This is a genomic window from Brachybacterium sp. sponge (assembly GCF_001613775.1).
GTDB classification, from domain to species: Bacteria; Actinomycetota; Actinomycetes; order Actinomycetales; family Dermabacteraceae; genus Brachybacterium; species Brachybacterium conglomeratum.
In genome coordinates, this window is the sequence record NZ_LRMP01000001.1 from 943,001 (window position 1) to 961,960 (window position 18,960).

Consider the following 18,960-nt stretch of genomic DNA (forward strand, 5'->3'; position numbering starts at 1 on the left):
CGTGCGCTGCGCAGAGCCGTCCGGCACCATGACCACAGCACCACGTTCATCACCACGAAGGAGTTCCGATGACCGACTCGACGAAGTACATCCTCTCGATCGACCAGGGCACCACCTCGACCCGCGCGATCGTCTTCGACCACGCCGGCCAGATCGTCTCGACCGGCCAGCAGGAGCACGAGCAGATCTTCCCCAGGTCCGGCTGGGTCGAGCACGACCCGATGGAGATCTGGCGCAACACCCGCTCGGTCGTCGGCTCCGCGCTCACCGGCGCGGACATCAACCGCCACCAGCTCGCCGCCGTCGGCATCACCAACCAGCGCGAGACCGCGGTGGTGTGGGACAAGAACACCGGCGAGCCCGTCTACAACGCGATCGTCTGGCAGGACACCCGCACCCAGAAGATCTGCGACCGCCTCGCCGGCGACGAGGGCGCCGACAAGTACAAGGAGCGCGTGGGCCTGCCGCTGGCGACCTACTTCTCCGGCCCGAAGATCGCCTGGATCCTCGCGAACGTCGACGGCGCGCGCGAGAGGGCCGAGGCCGGCGACCTGCTCTTCGGCAACACCGACTCCTGGCTGGTGTGGAACCTGACCGGCGGCGTGAACGGCGGCGTGCACGTCACCGACGTCACCAACGCCTCGCGCACCATGCTCATGAACATCGACACCCTCGACTGGAACGAGGACATCGCGAAGGACATGGGCATCCCGATGTCGATGCTCCCGGAGATCAAGTCCTCCTCCGAGGTGTACGGGCACGGCCGCAAGAACGACCTGCTCATCGACACCCCGATCGCCGGCATCCTCGGCGACCAGCAGGCCGCGACCTTCGGCCAGGCCTGCTTCGAGATCGGCATGGGCAAGAACACCTACGGCACCGGCAACTTCATGCTGGTCAACACCGGCGAGGACCTGGTGCGCAGCGAGAACGGGCTGCTCACCACCGTCGCCTACAAGATCGGCGAGAACAAGCCCGTCTACGCCCTCGAGGGCTCGGTCGCCGTGACCGGCTCGCTCGTGCAGTGGATCCGCGACAACCTCGGCCTGATCAAGGACGCCCCGGAGATCGAGGACCTGGCCAAGCAGGTCGACGACAACGGCGGCCTGTTCGTGGTCCCGGCGTTCTCGGGCCTGTTCGCCCCGCACTGGCGCTCCGACGCCCGCGGCGTGATGGTCGGCATGACCCGCTTCCACAACAAGAACCACATCGCCCGCGCCGTGCTGGAGGCCACGGCCTTCCAGTCCCGCGAGGTCCTCGACGCGGCGATCGCCGATGCGGCCTCCGAGGGCGTGGAGCTCACCGAGCTCAAGGTCGACGGCGGCATGGTCATGAACGAGACCCTCATGCAGTTCCAGGCCGACATCCTCGGCGTGCCCGTCGTGCGCCCGAAGGTCATCGAGACCACCGCGCTGGGCGCCGCCTACGCCGCCGGCATCGCGGTGGGCTACTGGGAGGGCGAGCAGGACGTCATCGACAACTGGGCCGAGGACAAGCGCTGGGAGCCCCAGATGGACGAGGAGACCCGCGACCGGTACATGCGTCTGTGGCGCAAGGCCGTCGAGCGGACCCTCGACTGGGTCGACGACGACACCGACGCTCTGTTCGGCTGATCAGCTGGCCGATGGACGCCCGGCACCCGAGGGGTGTCGGGCGTCCGTGCGTCGGCCCGGAGGTCACCGTCCGGCCACGAACGGGAGTGATCGGGGTCACTTCGGCGTAGGGTCGGAGGCAGCTGCCCTTCCGGGCACCGGTACGGTGGCGCGTCGTCCCCGACCGGACCGGCCGTCCTGCGAGCGATGATGCCGCGCACGGACCGTCGCTCCGGCCGACCACCCTTCCCCACCAGAGATCGGAGAGTCCCATGGAGCTCGCCTTCAAGCTGGTCGCGCTCGCCGTCTACTTCGGCGCCATGATCGGCATCGGCCTGTACGCCTTCCGCAAGACCAAGGGCGGCGAGGACTACATGCTCGGCGGCCGACAGCTGCACCCCTTCGTCGCGGCGCTCTCGGCCGGGGCCTCGGACATGTCCGGCTGGCTGCTGATGGGCCTGCCCGGCGCGCTGTACATGAGCGGCATGGTCGAGGCGTGGATCGCGATCGGCCTGACCGTCGGCGCCGGTCTGAACTGGATCTTCGTCGCCCCGCGCCTGCGTCAGTACACGCAGATCGCCGGCAACTCGATCACGGTCCCGAGCTACTTCGGCAATCGTCTTCACGACCGCACGAACATCCTCCGGATCGCGGCGGGCCTGATCATCCTGGTGTTCTTCACCTTCTACGTCTCCTCCGGCATGGTCGCCGGCGGCGTGTTCTTCCAGTCGATGTTCGGCGGGCCGTACCTGACCGGCCTGCTCCTCGTGGGCGGCGTGACGATCCTGTACACCCTCTTCGGCGGCTTCCTCGGTGCGAGCTACACCGACGTGGTGCAGGGCCTGATCATGCTGGTCTCCCTGATCATCGTGCCGATCACCGCGATGTTCGTCGTCGGCGGGCCGACGGCGATGTTCGCCTCGGTGCGCGAGGTCGACCCCTCCTTCGGCTCCCTCGTCTCCGGCGGCACCTGGGTGGGGATCCTCTCCGCCGTCGCCTGGGGCCTGGGCTACTTCGGCCAGCCCCACATCATCGTGCGCTTCATGGCGCTGCGCTCCTCGCGCGACGCGAAGTACGGCACGATCGTCGGGATGAGCTGGATGATCCTGTGCGTGACCGGTGCCGTGTTCACCGCGATGGCGGGCCTGGCCTACTTCCAGCAGAACCAGGACGTGCAGATCACCGATGCGACCAACGGCGAGTCGGTGTTCCTCGACCTCGCCCAGATCCTGTTCCATCCGCTGATCGCCGGCATCCTGCTGGCGGCCGTGCTCGCGGCGATCATGTCCACGATCTCCTCGCAGCTGATCGTCACCACCTCCGCGCTGGTCGAGGACATCGTCGGCGGTGTGGGCGTGAAGCTCAGCGACGGCGCCAAGCTGTGGGGCGGCCGCATCGGCGTGCTCGTCGTCTCCGTCATCGCGGTGATCCTCGCCCTGGATCCCGAGAGCTCGGTGCTGGCGCTGGTCGCCTTCGCCTGGGCGGGCTTCGGCGCAGCCTTCGGGCCGATCGTGCTGCTGTCGCTGTTCTGGCGTCGCCTGACGACGGCGGGCGCTGCGGTGGGCATGATCTCCGGCGCGGTGGTCGCCTTCGTCTGGGGCCAGTTCGAGCCCGACGTGGCGATCGGCCTGTTCGGGGACGAGCACCTCTACGAGATCATCCCCGGCTTCGCGATCTGCCTGGTGCTCGCGGTGCTGGTCAGCCTGATCACCCCGCAGCCGGAGCCCTCGGCGATGGTGGAGTACGACGACATGCTCGACTCCCTCGCCACCGGGGAGGCCCGCGACCGCTCGGCGGAGGCGCCGACCGCGTCCTGAGCGAGGCCACCCCGCCCGGGGCCGCACGATTCTGCGCTCCTGGCGTGACCTCACCGCCTCTACGGCCCTGAGGTCACGCCAGGAGCGCATTCGTCGTCACGGCCGGACGACGGGAGCGTCGGGGTCAGTCGTCCGCGTCGGCGTCGTCGGGATCGCCGAAGAGGTTCTCCTCGGCGGGGCCGACGACGCCCGGACGCACCGAGAACAGCGAGCCGGCTTCCGGATCGTCCCCCTCGGCCAGGTTCTCCCGGCTGGTGGTGATGAACAGGGTCCCGCGGTCCTCGCCGCCGAAGGTGCAGGCCGTGACCTGTCGCGCCCCCACCGTGATCCGCTCGGCGACCGCGCCGCGCTCGTCCAGGCCCAGCACCTGAGAGCCGCCGAACATCGCCACCCACACCCGGCCCTCGGCGTCCAGGCACAACCCGTCCGGGCCGCCGTCCTCGCCGGAGAGGTCCGCGAAGGGCCTGCGCTCGACGAGCCCGTCGGCGTCGGACCAGTCGAAGAGGTCGACCCGTCCGGTGGGGGTGTCGATGTAGTAGGCGCGCGTCCCGTCGGCGGTGAAGGCGAGGCCGTTGGAGATCGTGAGGTCCCCGAACTGCCGGGTGGTGGTGCCGTCGGGCATCAGGCGCCACATCGCGGCGGCGCCGGGCCGCTGGTCATAGGCCATCGAGCCGCACAGGAAGGAGCCGTCCGGCGCGATCGCCCCCTCGTTCATGCGCACGTCCTCGTCCCACAGCGGCGGCAGCGCGCGGACGGACCCGTCGGCGTCCTCGAGGCCGAAGCCCTTCTCGAGGGCGAGCACCGCCCCGCCGTCGGCCGCAGGGCGCACGCAGGCCACGACCGGGCTCGGGGTGGGCAGGCGCCGGGCCGTCCCGTCGGCGCCGAGATGCAGCATGTCCCCGGCGAGCATGTCCACCCAGCGCAGGCCGCCCCAGGTCACTGACCAGTACGGACCCTCCGCGTGGTGACAGAGGGATTCGGTGAGTCGGTCGGCATGCATGGGGCTCCCCTTCCGGGCGCTGGATGCGGTCGACCGGCGCGCGGAGGCGCCGGTGGGGCCACCGTACGGGGTGCGCGGGAACGGCGTGTGGGAGTCCCGGCGGCGGGTGCACCGTTGCACGACCCCGCCAGTGCAGGGCCGGTGCCCGGCCCTGCCGCTGGTGTCGGGCACGGCCCTCGGTGCCCGGTCTCGCCGGCATTGTCCGGAGCGGCCCTCGGTGCCCGGCCTCGCTGCAGGTGTCCGGCATGGCCCCAGGCGCCCGGCGCGCCCGAGTTATTCGACGTCCCGTACCAGAGAAGTGGTACGGGACGTCGAACAACTCCCATCGCGGGGCAGTGGGGCGGGGCCGACGGGGAAGGGGCTGACGTTCGGCGCAGCTGCCCCGCCCGCCGCAGCCGCTCCGCCCGCCGCAGCTGACCCGCTCAGTGCTCCTGCATCGCCGCGAGCGCGTGGGTGATCTCGTAGGTCGCGGGGTAGAGGTCCCGGTAGAGCCGGTACAGCTCGTCGTAGCGCTCGCGCCGCGACGGGTCCGGGACGATCTCGTGATCGGTCGGGTTCCAGCGGGAGACGTCGGTGCCGTGGGCGAGGCGCGCGGCGAGCATCGAGCCGCCGTAGGAGGCGCCGACGACGCGCCGCGGGATCCGCTGGACCAGGCCCGTCACGTCGGAGACGATCTGCGGCCACAGGTCGCTGCGGGCTCCGCCGCCGACGGCGACGACCCGGTCCAGGCTGAGCTCGGCCGCGGTGAGCGTCTCGAGATGGTGGCGCACCCCGAAGGCGGCGGCCTCGAGCGCGGCGCGGTAAAGGTCCCCGCGGGTGTGGGAGAGGGTCAGCCCCGCGATCACCCCACGGGCGCCGGGGTCGGCGATGGGGGAGCGCTCGCCGGCGAAGTAGGGGAGCATGACCAGCCCGTTCGCGCCGGGACCGCTGGCCTCCGCCTCCACCAGCAGCGCGTCGAACTCCGGGGAGCCTGTCAGCTCGCGCAGCCAGCCGGTGATCGCCCCGGAGGACGCCATGCCGCCCGAGAGCGCGTAGGCGCCCGGCTCCACCCCGGAGGTGGGCCACAGGGTGCGGCTCGCGACGGGCTCGACGGTGGTCGCGACGAGGAAGGTGGTGGTGCCGTACATCAGCATCAGGTCGCCCGGGGAGGCGGCGTCGACGCTGACGGCCTCCGCCCAGGCGTCGATGGTGCCGGTGATGACGGGGATCCCGGTGCGCAGACCGGGCACGAGCCGCGCGATCGCGCTCTGCACGGTCCCCGCCGCGTCGCCCGCCCAGCGCAGCTCCGGGAGCTCGAGGCCGGGGCCGACGCGCTCGGCCCACTCGGGATGCCACGTCTGGTGGCGAAGGCTGTACATCGGCGCGGACTGGCTGGCGCTGACGTGGTCGAGCACGTACTCGCCGGTGAGGCGGAAGGCGAGATACGAGGCCGGCATGAACAGCCGACGCGCCCGCGCGTAGACCTCCGGCTCGTGCCGGGCGACCCAGGCGACCTTCGGCCCGGCCGCCTGCGAGGTGAGCATCCCGCCGCAGTGCGCGACGATCTCCTCCCTGCCCAGCACGTTCGTGAGGTGGCGGATTTCGTCGCCCGCGCGGGTGTCCACGCCGTAGAGGATCGCGGGGCGCACCGGTTCGCCGCGCTCGTCGGTGAGCAGCACGCAGGGGCCCATCCCCGAGACGCCGATCGCGGTGACCTCCGCGGGGACGTCCGCGGCGCTGTCGGCGGTGAGCTCGCGGGCGATGTCCACGAACTCCTCCCACCAGATCTCCGCGTCCATCTCGACGTGGCCCGGGGCGGGGCGGGAGACGGAGTGCTCGCGCACCGCGGTGGCCAGGAGCGTCCCGTCGAGCGCGACGAGGGTGCCCTTCGTGCTCGAGGTGCCGACGTCGACGCCCAGCACGGCGGGGACCCTCGCGCCGGCGGGCGCTCCGGCCGCTCGGGGCGCGGCCGACGGGGCGGTCCGCGGAGCAGGGGTCGTCGCCCCCGTGCCTGCCGTCATCGCGCCGCCTCTCCGTGCCGTCATCGCCGCAGACCATCCTGCCACCGTCAGCCCTGCCCGGGGCGCAGGACGGAGCCCCGTTCCGCAGCACCGCCCGGCGTTCACTAGGATCATCGGCGCGAGCCCCGCCGCCCCGGGGCCCGGACACGGCCTTCACGGAGAGGGAGGAGCATCGATGCTCGAGACCGCGATGGACCTCCAGCTGCTCCACCGCGCCGCCTCCGCCTACTACGTCGACGGGGTGCGACAGGCGGAGGTCGCCGCGCGCCTGGGCGTCTCCCGGCCCACGGTCTCCAAGCTCCTCGCCGAGGCGCGACGGATCGGGATGGTGCGCTTCGAGGTGCTCGAGCCGCCCACCGCCGACCTGCCCGATCTCGCCGCCCGCCTGCAGGACGTGCTCGGGGTCCGCTCCGTGCGCATCGCCCCGGGGAACCAGGTTCAGCGCGACTACCGCGGCATCGGCGACCTGCTGGGGGAGGAGCTGCGCTCCCTGGACCTGCAGCGGGGCGAGGTGCTGCTGATCTCCTCGGGCAAGACCACCTACGCCGTCAGCGGCATGCCCGGGCTGCCCGAGCTGCCGGGAGTGGTGATCGCCCCGACCGTCGGCGGGCAGCAGGAGACCGACCCGTCCTTCCAGACCAACGAGATCGTGCGCCGCTTCGCGGACCGCACCCGGGCCGAGCCGAAGTTCATGTTCGCCCCGGCGAGCCCCTCGGAGCAGCTCTGGGAGTCGCTGCAGGCCGACCCCAGCTTCCGCGAGATCACCGACCTGTGGGCGCGCGCCCGCGCTGTGGTGGTCGGGATCGGCGAGCCCTACCAGGGGCGCGCGGCGCTGACCTCCGTGGTGCCGCGCGACGAGACGGCGCTGGTCCCGGCCGTCGGCGACATCAACCTCCACTTCTACGACATCGACGGGCGTCCGGTGAGCTATCCCGGCTCGGAGCTGCTGGTGCGCCCGCCGCGCGCGCTGCTGACCGCGCTGCCGACCTCGATCGCGATGGCGGCGGGGGAGCGCAAGGCGCCCTCGATCCTCGCCGGCGCCCGTACCGGGCTGTACACGACGCTGCTGACCGACGAGCCGACGGCCCAGGCCGTGCTCGCGCTCGCCGCCACGACGGGCTGACCGCGCCCGATCCACCCCGTGGCACGCCTCTGACCTGCGACGCCCGAACGCAGAACATTTGTGCTTGACGTTTGTTCCCGGTCTGCCTAGAGTGTTCCTCGTCAGGCCCGACCCGTCGGCGCGCCCTGTGGGGCCACCAGGCCGGGCGGAACGTATCGAAGGAGATGTGTCTCACGTGAGCCAGCTGCCCGCCACCATGCAGGCCGTCGTCATGCATGCCCCCGAGGACTACCGCCTCGAGGAGCGCCCGGTCCCGACCCCCGCCGCCGATGAGCTCCTGATCCAGGTCGAGGCCGTCGGCGTCTGCGCCTCCGACCTCAAGGCCTACGCCGGCGCCGCCAAGTTCTGGGGCGACGAGAACCGAGATCGCTGGGTCGAGCCGGGCATCATCCCCGGCCACGAGATCACCGGCACCGTCGTGCAGGGCTCCGACGAGATCCTCGCCCACCACGGCGTCTCCGTCGGCGACCGCATCGTCGTCGAGCAGATCGTCCCCTGCGGCGAGTGCATGTACTGCCAGCGCGGTTGGTACTGGATGTGCGCCCCGCACGACATGTTCGGCTTCAAGCACTACCACGGCGGCATGGCCGAGTACATGATCGTGCCCAAGCTCGCCCGCGCCCACCGGATCTCCAAGGACATCGCGCCGCAGCACGCCGCCTACGCCGAGCCGCTGTCCTGCTCGATGCACGCCGTCGAGCGCGCCGAGCTGGAGTTCGACGACGTCGTCGTCATCGCCGGCGCCGGCCCCATCGGCCTCGGCGCGATCATCGGCGCGGCCCACAAGAACCCGAAGCTCGTCATCGCCCTCGACTTCGACGACGAGAAGCTCGAGCTCGCGAAGAAGTGCGGCGCCGACCTCACCCTGAACCCCTCGAAGGTCGACATCTACGAGGAGATCCGCGGCCTCACCGGCGGCTACGGCGCCGACGTCTACATCGAGTGCACCGGCCACCCCAGCGCCGTGCCGCAGGGCCTGAACCTGCTGCGCAAGCTCGGCCGCTTCGTGGAGTACTCCGTGTTCAAGGAGAACGTCTCCGTGGACTGGTCGATCATCTCCGACGACAAGGAGCTCGACGTGCGCGGCGCCCACCTCGGCCCGCACACCTGGCCCGCCGCCATCAAGATCATCGAGAAGGGCGACCTGCCGCTCGACGAGATCTGCACCCACCAGTTCGGCCTCGCCGACTTCCAGAAGGCCCTCGACTCGGTCGCCGACTCCGCCGGCGCCTCCGTCAAGGTCTCCATCCTCCCCGGCCGCTGAGCACGGCCCCGCTGGTCCCGGATCAGCCCTGACGGGGCGGCCGACGCCTCGATGCTGCCGTCGGCCGCCCGCGCCTCTCCCCCTCGCACACAGGAGTGCCCTTATGAGCGCAGTACCCTCGACCACCCAGGCCGGACCCGCCGTGCCGGCCGCCGGGTCGTCCCAGGAGACCTTCCTGGACCGACTCGGCATCCCCCATCCGCTGCGGTGGGGCTTCCTCGGCGTGCTCGTCTTCATGACGGGCAACGGCGTGGAGACCAACTTCGTCTCCCCGCACATGGCGAACGTCTTCGGCGGCGGCGACGACATGATCAACCTCGCCGCCACCATCATCACCTTCTACTCCCTCGCCTCGCTGGTCGGCTCGTACCTCGCCGGCGCCCTCTCGGACCTGTGGGGCCCGCGCAGGGTGATGCTGCTCGGCCTCGTCGTCTGGCTGGTGTTCCAGGCCGCGTTCCTGGGCGCGCTGTCCACCGAGTCGATCCCGCTGGTGGCCGCGACCTACTTCTTCCGCGGCTTCGGCTTCCCGCTGTTCGCCTTCTCCTTCCTGGTCTGGGTCAACGCCGTGGTCCCCAAGGAGCGCAACGGTGCGGCGGTCGGCTGGTTCTACGTCATGTTCACCGGCGGCATGCCCACCATCGGATCGCTCGTCGCGATCGGTCTGATCCCCGCCTTCGGCGGCGGCTTCTTCGGCGAGCGCTGGGCCATGGCCGTCTCCTCGCTGATCGTGATCGCCGGCTTCCTGATCGCCTGGCTCGGGGTGCGCGAGAAGCACGGCTCCATCCGACTGGCCCCGGAGGGCGAGACCTCCCGCCAGGTGGTCTTCTCGGGCGTGCACCTCGCGTTCACGAACAAGCGCGTGATGATGGGCTTCCTGACCCGCCTGATCAACACCGCCCCGCAGTTCGGCATGTTCATCATCCTGCCCACCGTCATCGCCGAGACCCTCGGCTGGGGGCAGAGCCGCTGGTTGCTGATGACCTCGATCGTCTTCGCCGGCAACATCCTGTTCAACGCCGCCTTCGGCGCCCTCGGCGACCGCATCGGCTGGACCACCACGGTGCGCTGGTTCGGCATCGTCGGCTCCGCGATCGGCCTGCTGCTGTGGTGGTACGTGCCGCACTGGGTGCCGGCCGGCTCCGACTGGGGCTTCGTCGTCGCCGTCATCGCGGGCACCGTCTTCGGCATCCTGCTGGCCGGCTTCGTGCCGCTCGGCGCGATCATGCCGGCGCTCGCCCCGGACCACAAGGGCGCCGCGATGGCGATGTACACGACCGCCGCGGGCGGTGCGACCTTCCTCGGCTCGGCCGTGGTCGCGGTCGTGCGCCCCTGGGGAGGGGACGTCGGCGTGGTCTGGGCGTTCGTGGTCCTGTACGCCCTCGCCTTCCTGATGACCTTCGCGCTGAAGGTCGACCAGCCCCGCGTCGGCAAGAAGGACATCGCCGCCGCCGAGGCCTGATCCGCGCCCCGGGGGCCGACGGGATGACCGTCGGCCCCCGGGTCCCGGCCGATCCGCCCGCTCGTCCGTCGCGCCCCGCCCCGCGCGCAGCGTCCGTCGGCCCCGCCGGCCCCGTCCGCCCACTGCTTCGAAGGAGTCCTCCATGACCTCCGCCATCAGCCCCATGTTCGACCTCACTGGCCGCACCGCCCTCGTCACCGGCGGCGCGAAGGGCCTCGGGCTCGCGATGGCCCGCGGCCTCGCGCAGCACGGCGCCCCGATCGTCCTCGCGGACATCGACGACGCGACCGGCGAGCAGGCCGCGAAGGACCTCGCCGCGGAGACCGGGGTGGAGGTCTGCTACCGCCACCTCGACGTCACCGACCAGGCGATGGTCGAGAAGGTCGTCGCCGAGATCGACCAGGAGGTCGGCGGGATCGAGATCCTGCTGAACAACGCCGGGCGCACCATCCACCACCCGGTCGAGGACGGCGACGGCGAGAAGTGGCGGGCCGTGATGAGCCTGAACCTCGACGGCGTCTACCACGTGCTCTCGGCCGTCGGCCGGGCCATGCTCGAGCGGGGCCGCGGCAGCATCATCAACACCGGCTCCATGAGCGGCATCATCGCCAACGTGCCCCAGACCCAGGCCTCCTACAACGCCTCCAAGGCCGCGGTCCACAACCTCACCCGCTCCGCCGCGCTCGAGTGGGCCTCCCGCGGCGTGCGCGTGAACGCGATCGCGCCCGGCTACATGCGCACCGAGCTGACCCGCGGCTTCTACGCGGAGGGCGGCGAGCAGATCGACATCTGGAACGCCATGACCCCGATGTCCCGCCCGGGCGAGCCGGAGGAGCTCGCCGGCGCCGCCGTGTACCTCGCTTCCGACGCCGCGAGCTTCGTGACAGGCTCGATCCTGTCGATCGACGGCGGCTACACCGCCGCCTGAGCCCCGGCGGCCGACGGGCCACCCCGTCGGCCGCCGATCCCGTCGGCCGAGGCGTCGTGGGGACCGCGGCCCGCCGCCGGCCCCGCGCCCGCCGCCGCGGCCGCCGTGTCCGCCCGGCGCCGGCCCGACGGCCGCCGCACATGCCCCCATCCGCACCGACCCCGCCGATCCGGAGAGACCCGATGACCTACCTGTTCGATGACCCCCAGACCTTCCCCTCCGACGCCGTCGAGGGCCTGGTCGCCGCGCACCCCGAGGAGCTGCTGCGCGTCCACGGCGGCGTGGTGCGCGCGAAGCGGACCCCCGCCGGGCAGCCCGCGCTCGTCGTCGGCGGCGGGTCCGGCCACTACCCGGCCTTCGCCGGCTGGGTCGGCCCCGGCTTCGCCCACGGCGCGCCCTGCGGGAACATCTTCTCCTCGCCGTCCTCCGACCAGGTGTACTCGGTCGCGAAGAACGCCGAGAACGGCGGCGGCGTGATCCTCGGCTTCGGCCACTACGCCGGGGACGTGCTCCACTTCGGCGTCGCCGCCGAGAAGCTGCGCGCCGAGGGCATCGACGTGCGCATCGTCGCCGTCAGCGACGACATCGCCTCCGGCCGCGAGGGCGAGCACCGCGACCGCCGCGGCATCGCCGGCGACCTGCCCGTCTTCAAGGTCGCCGGGGCCGCGATCCAAGCCGGCGCCGACCTCGACGACGCCGAGCGCCTCGCCTGGAAGGCGAACGATGCCACCCGCTCCCTCGGCGTCGCCTTCGACGGCTGCACCCTGCCCGGTGCGGAGGACGCGCTCTTCCACGTCCCCGAGGGACGGATGGCGATCGGCCTGGGCATCCACGGCGAGCCCGGCATCGACGAGCAGCCCATGCCGAGCGCGAAGGAGCTCGCGAAGGTGCTGGTCGACGGCGTGCTCGGCGAGACCCCCGAGCTCGCCTCGGACCGCGTCGCCGTGGTGCTCAACGGCCTGGGAACCGTGAAGTACGAGGAGATGTTCGTGGTGTGGAAGCACGCCTCGCAGCTCCTGGCCGAGGCGGGCCTGACCATCGTGCGTCCCGAGGTGGGCGAGCACGTGACCAGCCTCGACATGGCCGGGCTGTCCCTGACCGTGATGCGCCTGGACGAGGAGCTCGAGCAGCACTGGCTCGCCGCCGCCGACGCCCCCGCCTTCCGCCGCGGCGGCACCGTCGAGGGCGACCTCGGCACCGAGCGGACCGAGATCTACACCCCCGGCGAGGACCCGATCCCGGACGCGTCCGACGAGTCGAAGGAGTCGGCGCAGCGGATCGCCGGGATCCTCGCCGACGTCGAGGCGCTGCTGGTCGAGCTCGAGCCGGAGCTCGGCCGAATGGACGCGATCGCCGGCGACGGCGACCACGGCCAGGGCATGGTGCTCGGCGCGAAGGCCGCCCGCGCGGCAGCCGACCGCGTCGTCGGGTCCGACGGGGGTGCCCGCACCGTCCTGGTCCAGGCCGGTGCCGCCTGGTCCGCCGAGGCCGGCGGCACCTCCGGCGCGCTGTGGGGCGCGGCGCTGACCAGCCTCGGCAGCGCCTTCTCCGACGACGCGCCCGTCTCGGGCGAGCACCTGCTCACCGGCCTGGTCCAGGCGGTCGAGGCCGTCGAGCGGCTCGGCGGGGCGAAGCCCGGCGACAAGACCATGGTCGATGCGGCCGTGCCCTTCCGCGAGGCGATCGCCCTCGCCCAGGCCACGGGCGCCGAGAAGGGCGACGGCCCCGCCGCCTCCGCCTCCCGGACGATCGAGACCGCGGCGGCCCGCGCCGTCGAGGCGGCCGAGGCCACCGCGGACATCTCCGCGACCCTGGGCCGCGCCCGCAACCACGGCGACAAGTCCGTGGGCACCCCCGACCCCGGCGCGATCTCGTTCTCGAAGATCGTCACGCTGCTGGCCGAGAAGCTCTCGGCCTGAGCCGGGGCGGCCGCGGCGACTCACCGCGCCGCCGCCTCCGTCTCACCTGCACATCCGTCATTCGTCACCGAAGGAGAACATCATGGCTCTGACCATCGTCACCGGTTCCGACAACGCCGGCTACGGCCACAAGTCCGCGCTCAAGGAGCTGCTCGAGAACGATCCCCGCGTCGAGAAGGTCATCGACGTGGGCGTGACCGGCCGGGAGGACGGCACCTACTACCCCAACGTCGCCGTCGAGGCGGCGGAGAAGATCGCCGCGGGCGAGGCAGATCGGGCGCTGCTGATCTGCGGCACCGGTCTGGGCGTCGCGATCGCGGCGAACAAGGTCTCCGGCATCCGCGCCGTGACCGCGCACGACCTGTACTCCGTGCAGCGTTCGGTGCTGTCGAACAACGCGCAGGTGCTGTGCATGGGCGAGCGCGTGATCGGGCTGGAGCTCGCGAAGGAGCTCGTGAAGGTGTGGCTCGACCTCGAGTTCGACCCGGAGTCCTCGTCGGCGGCGAAGGTCGACGCGATCTGCGCCTACGACGGCTCCCTCGACAAGTGAGCTGAGGCCGAGGTCGGGGGTGCCTTCCCGACCGTGGGGCCACAGAGTTGATCGACGATACGTACCAATTTTCTGGTACGTATCGTCGATCAACTGGCCAGCGGTGGTACGGATCGTCGACGAACTCCGGCTCACCGGAGACGAGCGTCGACGAGCAAGCCCGCGGGGCCGCGGGCCCCGGCGCCGTTACTCCGCCAGCGCCTTCCCCCGCTGCTCAGGCAGGGTGAAGGCCGCGGCGGCGGCGACGGCGAAGGCGAGCGCGAACACCCCGAAGGCGAGCCACTGCCCGCCGGCGAGCACCAGCGCCGGCACCAGGAACGGGGCGAGGATCGAGGCGAGGCGGCCGAAGGCGGCGGCCGCGCCCGTGCCCGTGCCGCGCACCGCGGTGGGGTAGAGCTCCGGGCCGATCGCGTACAGCGCGCCCCAGGCGCCGAGGTTGAAGAAGCTCAGCAGGCAGCCGGCCATCAGGATCATCGCCTCGGAGTCGGCCATGCCGTAGCCCACGGCGGACAGCGCCGAGCCGGCGAGGAAGATCGTGAGGGTCCAGCGCCGTCCCAGCACCTCGATCAGCCAGGCCGCGGCGGCGTAGCCGGGGATCTGGGCGAGCGTGATGATCAGGGTGAAGGTGAACGACTTCGTGAGGTCGAAGCCGCGGTCCACCAGCAGCGTCGGGATCCAGATGAACGCGCCGTAGTAGGAGAGGTTGATGCAGAACCACACCACCCACAGCCCGGCGGTGCGGGCGCGGAGGGACGCCGACCAGATGCCGCCGGTCGCGACCTGATCGGCCTCCGGCACGACGCCGACCGCGTCGGCGGAGACACGGCCCTCGTCGCCGACGCCGATGCCCTGCGCGTCGGGCGCGGTGCGGGCCTCGGAGGAGTCCGGGACGGCCTGGGTCCCGGCACTGATCCCGGCGGAGGCCTCGAAGTCGCGGACGATCCGCTCGGCCTCCTCATGGCGACCCTTCGTCTCCAGGAAGCGCACGGACTCGGGCATCCCGAGCCGGATCACCAGCGAGTAGACGGCCGGGATCATGCCGAGCGCGAGCGCCCAGCGCCATCCGGCCGGCCCCGAGGTCGCCACGAACGTGCCGATCACGGCGGCGAGGATCCAGCCGCCGGCCCAGAACGCCTCGAGCCACACGATGATCCGGCCGCGGATCCGGGCCGGCGCGAACTCGCTCATCAGCGTCGAGGCGACGGGCAGCTCGGCACCGAGCCCCAGGCCCACCACGAAGCGCAGCGCGATCAGCGCGCCGACGCCCAGGGCCAGCGCCGAGGCGCCGGTGGCCAGGCCGTAGACGAGGAGGGTGAGGGCGAAGACGGAGCGTCGGCCGATCCTGTCGGCCAGCAGTCCGCCGAGGCTCGCGCCGATCGCCATCCCGGCGAAGCCGGCGGAGGCGATGAGGGACCCGTCGGACTTCGCGAGGTCCCAGTGGACGGTGAGCGCGGCGATGACGAAGGAGATCAGGCCGACGTCCATCGCGTCGAGCGCCCAGCCGATGCCGGAGGCGCCGAGCAGCTTGCCGTGCTTGCGGGTGAAGGGGAGGCGGTCCAGGCGCTGCGACCGGGTGAGCGGCCGGCTGACCGGGGCCGCGGACTCCGGGGCGAGGGGGGAGGGGCTCATGTCATCTCCGACGACGAGGGGAGGGGTGGGCACATCATGGCCCACCTCGGCCGCTGCGTCGTGCGGTGTGGATCACACCGACGGGCATCGCGGCGCGCTGCCGGAGGCAGGACTCCTGGTCAGGGTGAGAAAAAGTGGGACGTCTCGGAAGGGTTGCGGTTCGAGGGCGTCTCGCGCTGTCTCGGCACGCGGGACGATCGGCGGCCGACGGGCGAGCGCCCGCGGGGCATCACCGCCGGCGAGCTGCCGCGCCCGACGGGCCCCGTCGGCCTCCCGGCCTCGGGCGTCCCGACGGGACCGACAGGTCAGCGCCGGGGATGGGAGGCGAGGTCCACCTCGGCCTCGCCGCGCAGCACCGCGAGAGCGCGCCGGGCGCGGGCGGCGCCCCAGGTCGAGAGCAGCTCCGCCTGGTCCTCCGCGATGAGCGCCCAGTCGTCGAGCTCCGAGGCCTGAGGCACGATCTCCGCCTCGAGCTGCGCGCGGGGGATCACGCCGGCGTCGAAGATGAAGTGCACGCCCATCGGCGCGCTGCGCACGGGACTCGCCGGCAGCCAGTCCACGGCGAGCAGCCGACCCACCTCGACGTCCAGGCCCAGCTCCTCCATGACCTCGCGCTGGGCGCACTGCCGGGCGTCCTCGCCGGGATCGACCCCGCCGCCGGGCAGCAGCCAGTGCGGGCGGTAGTTCGGCTTCTCGATGACGAAGCGCCCGTCCTCGTCGCGCAGGATCACCGCTCCCGATGTGATGACCTTGGGCAGCGAGGCGAAGTAGGCGGGGTCGGGGAGGAGGCGCGGCATGGCGCCCATCGTGTCATCGCCGGGCGGGCGACGACCAGCGCGTCCTGCCGCCGTCCGTCGCGACGAAGCGCAGGCGCGTGCCCGGTCCCGCCTGGGCGAGCCGGTCCAGGCCTTCCCGCGTGACCACGGCGATCACCGGGTAGCCGCCGGTGGTGGGGTGGTCGGGGCCGAAGACGACCGGGAGCCCCGAGGGCGGCACCTGCACCGCCCCGGGCAGCATCGGCTCGCTCGGCACGGACGCCGCGCCCGAGGGGACCGGGAGCGCCGGCCCGTCGAGCCGCACCCCGACCCGGTCCGAGTCGGGTCGCACTGTCCAGTCCGTGCCGAGCAGCGCCTCGACCGCCTCGTCGCCGAGCAGCTCGGCGCGCGGCCCGATGAGCACGGGGATGCGGAGGGAGCGCCCGGTCGATGCCGACGGATCGGGATCCGCGGCCGACGGCCCCTCCTCCTCCGCCGCCGTGGCGTCGATGCCGTCGGGACCGGCGACGTCGTCGGGAGCATCGGTCCCGTCGGGGTCGTCCGGCACGGGCACTGCCGGAGCGATGACGGCCGGCACGGCGTCGAGGCCGCGCTCGGGGCCGACGAGCAGCAGGTCGCCGGCCTGCAGCGGATCCGGGCCGAGGTCGGAGAGGGTGTCGCGGGAGCGTGCGCCGAGCACCTCGATCGGCTCGTCGTCGGCGGGATCCTGCCGCCTCACCTGCGCGATCCCGCCCCGGATCGCGAGGATCAGGCGCAGCCCGTCCGCGGCCGGGCCCACCTCGATCCGGTCGCCGGGGTCCAGGGCGAGAGCATGTTCGCGGGAGACGTCGGCCGGCAGCTCCACGTCGCCGACCTCGTCGTCGCCGCGCCCGATCCGCACCGGGGCCTGCGCGCCGGAGACGGCGACGACCGTCGGCGCGGCGGCGCGCAGCGCGAGCGGTCCCAGCAGGATCTCGAGCACGGCGGCGCCGGAGGGATTGCCGACGGCACGGTTCGCCCGCTGCAGCGCGCCGCGGTCGAAGGCCCCCGAGCGGCTCACGCCGATCGCCGCCCGGCCGGGCCTGCCGGCGTCCTCGATCAGGGTCAGCGGACCGGGGGAGAGGACCTCGAGCGCGGGGCGGGAGCTCGTGCCGGGATCCGCGCCGCGATGGAGCCCGAGCCGGGCGGGGACGGCGGCGGCCTCCCGGGCGGCGCGGGCGAGCGCCGCGGCGGTCGCGGCCGTCGGACGGGAGGCGGCGCGCTGCGGGGTGAAGCGCACGCGCGTGCCCGGGCCGAGCAGCGCGGGCGGCTCCCGGTGCACGTCGAACAGGGGCGCGTCGCTGCGGCCGATCAGCTGCCAGCCGCCGGGGGAGGGGCGCGGGTAGATGCCGCAGTAGCGGGAGGCGAGGCCGACGGCGCCCGCGGGCACCGACGTGCGGGGCTCGGCGCGACGCGGCACCTCCCAGGGCGGGCCGGACGCCTCGTGGGGATCGCTGGCGACGAGATAGGGGAAGCCGGGGGCGAAGCCGCCGAAGGCGACCGTCCATGTCGCTCCGGAGTGCGCGCTGATCAGCGCGTCCGTGCTCATCCCGAGCAGCTCCGCGACCTCCTCCAGGTCTTCGCCGTCGTAGACGATGCCGATGCTGGTCTCGCCGCCGCCGCTCTCCTCACGCGCGGCGCGGGGGAGTCGCGAGAGCAGGTCCGCGAACAGGCGCACGTCGCGCGGCGCCGCGCCGTGCAGCAACAGGGTGCGCTCGGCGGGGACGAGCTCCAGCAGGTGCGCGGGGGAGCGGGCGCGCACGGCCGCGGCCGCGGCGAGCACTGCGGCGGTGTCGGGGTACTCGGCGAGGATGCTGGTCTCGCCGGCGCGGTGCACGCGCAGCGGGGGAGGGAGGGCGTCGGCCGGACGCGCCGCGTCGTCGTGACCGTCGCCGAGCGCGCCGGTGCCGCCGTCGGGGGCGGTGCTGCCGCGCCCCGCGAGACGGCCGACGCCGGGGAGCGGTCCCTTCGCCCCGTCCCTCACAGCGCCGCCTGCAGGGTCACGCCCGCCTCCGCGAGCCGGACCCGCACCGCCCGAGCCAGCTCGACGGCGCCGGGGGTGTCCCCGTGCAGGCACAGCGACCGCACCGGCAGATCGACCCAGGTGCCGTCGGCCGCGCGCACCCCGCCCTCGGTCGCGATCGACAGCGCCTGGGCCGTGACCGCGTCGGGGTCGGTGAGCACGGCGCCGGGCCGCGTGCGCGGGGTGAGGGCGCCGTCGGGGAGATAGGCGCGGTCGGCGAAGCCTTCGAGCACCACGTCGAGCCCGGCCGCCTCCGCCGCGGGGACGACCACGGCGCCGGGCGCCGCGACCAGGGGAAGGCCGTCGAGCTCGCCGAGCGCCTGCACCACCGCGCCGGCCTGCGCCTCGTGACGGGCGAGCGCGTTGTACAGGGCGCCGTGGGGCTTCACCCCGCGCACGTTGATCCCCTCCGCGCGGGCCATCGCCTGCAGCGCCCCGACCTGGACGACCACCTGGTCCGTGAGGTCGTCCGGGGCGATGTCGAGGAAGCGCCGGCCGAAGCCCTGCAGGTCCGGATAGGCGACATGCGCCGTGATCGCGACGCCACGCGCGGCGGCGGCCCGGCAGGCGGCGCGCATCGTCGAGCCGTCCCCGGCGTGGCCCCCGCAGGCGATGTTCGCGGTGGTGACGACCTCGAGCATCGCGGCGTCGTCCCCCATCGACCAGTCGCCGAAGCCCTCCCCGAGGTCGGCGTTGAGGTCGACGACGGCGGTGGCGGTCATGAGCGGGCTCCTTCGTCCGACAGCGGGATCCTCCCCATTGTCGGCCCCGGCCGCGCGGACGTCATCCTGCGCGGAAAGAGGCCGACGGCGAGAGGCGGGACGGCGAGGGATGCGCCGGTGGGAGAGCGTCCCGCCGTCGG

General features: G+C 72.9%; 14 protein-coding genes. 8 read left to right on the forward strand and 6 right to left on the reverse strand.

Annotated elements, in window-relative coordinates; genetic code table 11:
• Positions 1–68: 68 nt before the first annotated feature.
• Entirely contained in the window at positions 69–1,613 is a 1,545-nt protein-coding gene (gene glpK, locus A4A78_RS04225; RefSeq protein WP_062947140.1) for a glycerol kinase GlpK, read from the forward strand.
• A 251-nt stretch (positions 1,614–1,864) separates the two neighbouring features.
• Positions 1,865–3,409, forward strand: a complete 1,545-nt coding sequence (putP, locus tag A4A78_RS04230) for a sodium/proline symporter PutP (RefSeq protein WP_062947141.1) — start codon at positions 1,865–1,867, stop codon at positions 3,407–3,409.
• Between the two features lie 124 nt (positions 3,410–3,533).
• Here the strand turns inward: putP and A4A78_RS04235 are convergent, their stop codons facing one another.
• Positions 3,534–4,409: an SMP-30/gluconolactonase/LRE family protein gene (locus A4A78_RS04235; protein WP_062947142.1), complete on the reverse strand. Its 876-nt coding sequence runs from the start codon at positions 4,407–4,409 to the stop codon at positions 3,534–3,536.
• A gap of 422 nt (positions 4,410–4,831) precedes the next feature.
• A complete protein-coding gene (locus tag A4A78_RS04240; protein WP_231880828.1) occupies positions 4,832–6,409 on the reverse strand; it encodes an FGGY-family carbohydrate kinase in 1,578 nt (525 codons plus the stop codon).
• A gap of 175 nt (positions 6,410–6,584) precedes the next feature.
• Here A4A78_RS04240 and A4A78_RS04245 point away from each other — a divergent pair, with 175 nt between their 5' ends.
• The 6 genes from A4A78_RS04245 to A4A78_RS04270 all read left to right on the forward strand — a co-directional run bounded on the left by A4A78_RS04245 (position 6,585) and on the right by A4A78_RS04270 (position 13,652).
• Positions 6,585–7,532 (forward strand): sugar-binding transcriptional regulator, encoded by a 948-nt coding sequence (locus tag A4A78_RS04245; protein WP_062947144.1) that lies wholly within the window; start codon positions 6,585–6,587, stop codon positions 7,530–7,532.
• Positions 7,533–7,707: 175 nt separating this feature from the next.
• Positions 7,708–8,796: an erythritol/L-threitol dehydrogenase gene (locus A4A78_RS04250; protein WP_010549220.1), complete on the forward strand. Its 1,089-nt coding sequence runs from the start codon at positions 7,708–7,710 to the stop codon at positions 8,794–8,796.
• Between the two features lie 103 nt (positions 8,797–8,899).
• Positions 8,900–10,255, forward strand: a complete 1,356-nt coding sequence (locus tag A4A78_RS04255; RefSeq protein WP_062947145.1) for an RbtT/DalT/CsbX family MFS transporter — start codon at positions 8,900–8,902, stop codon at positions 10,253–10,255.
• A 142-nt stretch (positions 10,256–10,397) separates the two neighbouring features.
• Positions 10,398–11,183 carry an SDR family oxidoreductase gene (locus A4A78_RS04260; protein WP_062947146.1) on the forward strand — a complete coding sequence of 262 codons (786 nt, stop codon included), beginning with the start codon at positions 10,398–10,400 and terminating at the stop codon, positions 11,181–11,183.
• A 182-nt stretch (positions 11,184–11,365) separates the two neighbouring features.
• Positions 11,366–13,102 (forward strand): dihydroxyacetone kinase family protein, encoded by a 1,737-nt coding sequence (locus A4A78_RS04265; RefSeq protein ID WP_062947147.1) that lies wholly within the window; start codon positions 11,366–11,368, stop codon positions 13,100–13,102.
• Between the two features lie 82 nt (positions 13,103–13,184).
• Positions 13,185–13,652, forward strand: coding sequence for a ribose-5-phosphate isomerase (locus A4A78_RS04270; RefSeq protein ID WP_010549224.1), 468 nt, complete (start codon positions 13,185–13,187; stop codon positions 13,650–13,652).
• A 186-nt stretch (positions 13,653–13,838) separates the two neighbouring features.
• Here A4A78_RS04270 and A4A78_RS04275 read toward each other — a convergent pair whose 3' ends face one another.
• The 4 genes from A4A78_RS04275 to A4A78_RS04290 form a co-directional block, all read right to left on the reverse strand.
• Positions 13,839–15,281 (reverse strand): MFS transporter, encoded by a 1,443-nt coding sequence (locus tag A4A78_RS04275; RefSeq protein ID WP_062947148.1) that lies wholly within the window; start codon positions 15,279–15,281, stop codon positions 13,839–13,841.
• 305 nt (positions 15,282–15,586) lie between these two features.
• Positions 15,587–16,078, reverse strand: coding sequence for an NUDIX hydrolase (locus A4A78_RS04280; protein ID WP_062948022.1), 492 nt, complete (start codon positions 16,076–16,078; stop codon positions 15,587–15,589).
• A 13-nt stretch (positions 16,079–16,091) separates the two neighbouring features.
• Positions 16,092–18,059, reverse strand: a complete 1,968-nt coding sequence (locus A4A78_RS04285) for an urea amidolyase family protein (protein WP_231880829.1) — start codon at positions 18,057–18,059, stop codon at positions 16,092–16,094.
• Positions 18,056–18,820, reverse strand: coding sequence for a LamB/YcsF family protein (locus A4A78_RS04290; protein WP_062947150.1), 765 nt, complete (start codon positions 18,818–18,820; stop codon positions 18,056–18,058). The genes A4A78_RS04285 and A4A78_RS04290 overlap by 4 nt, the downstream gene beginning before the upstream one ends.
• Positions 18,821–18,960 lie beyond the last annotated feature (140 nt).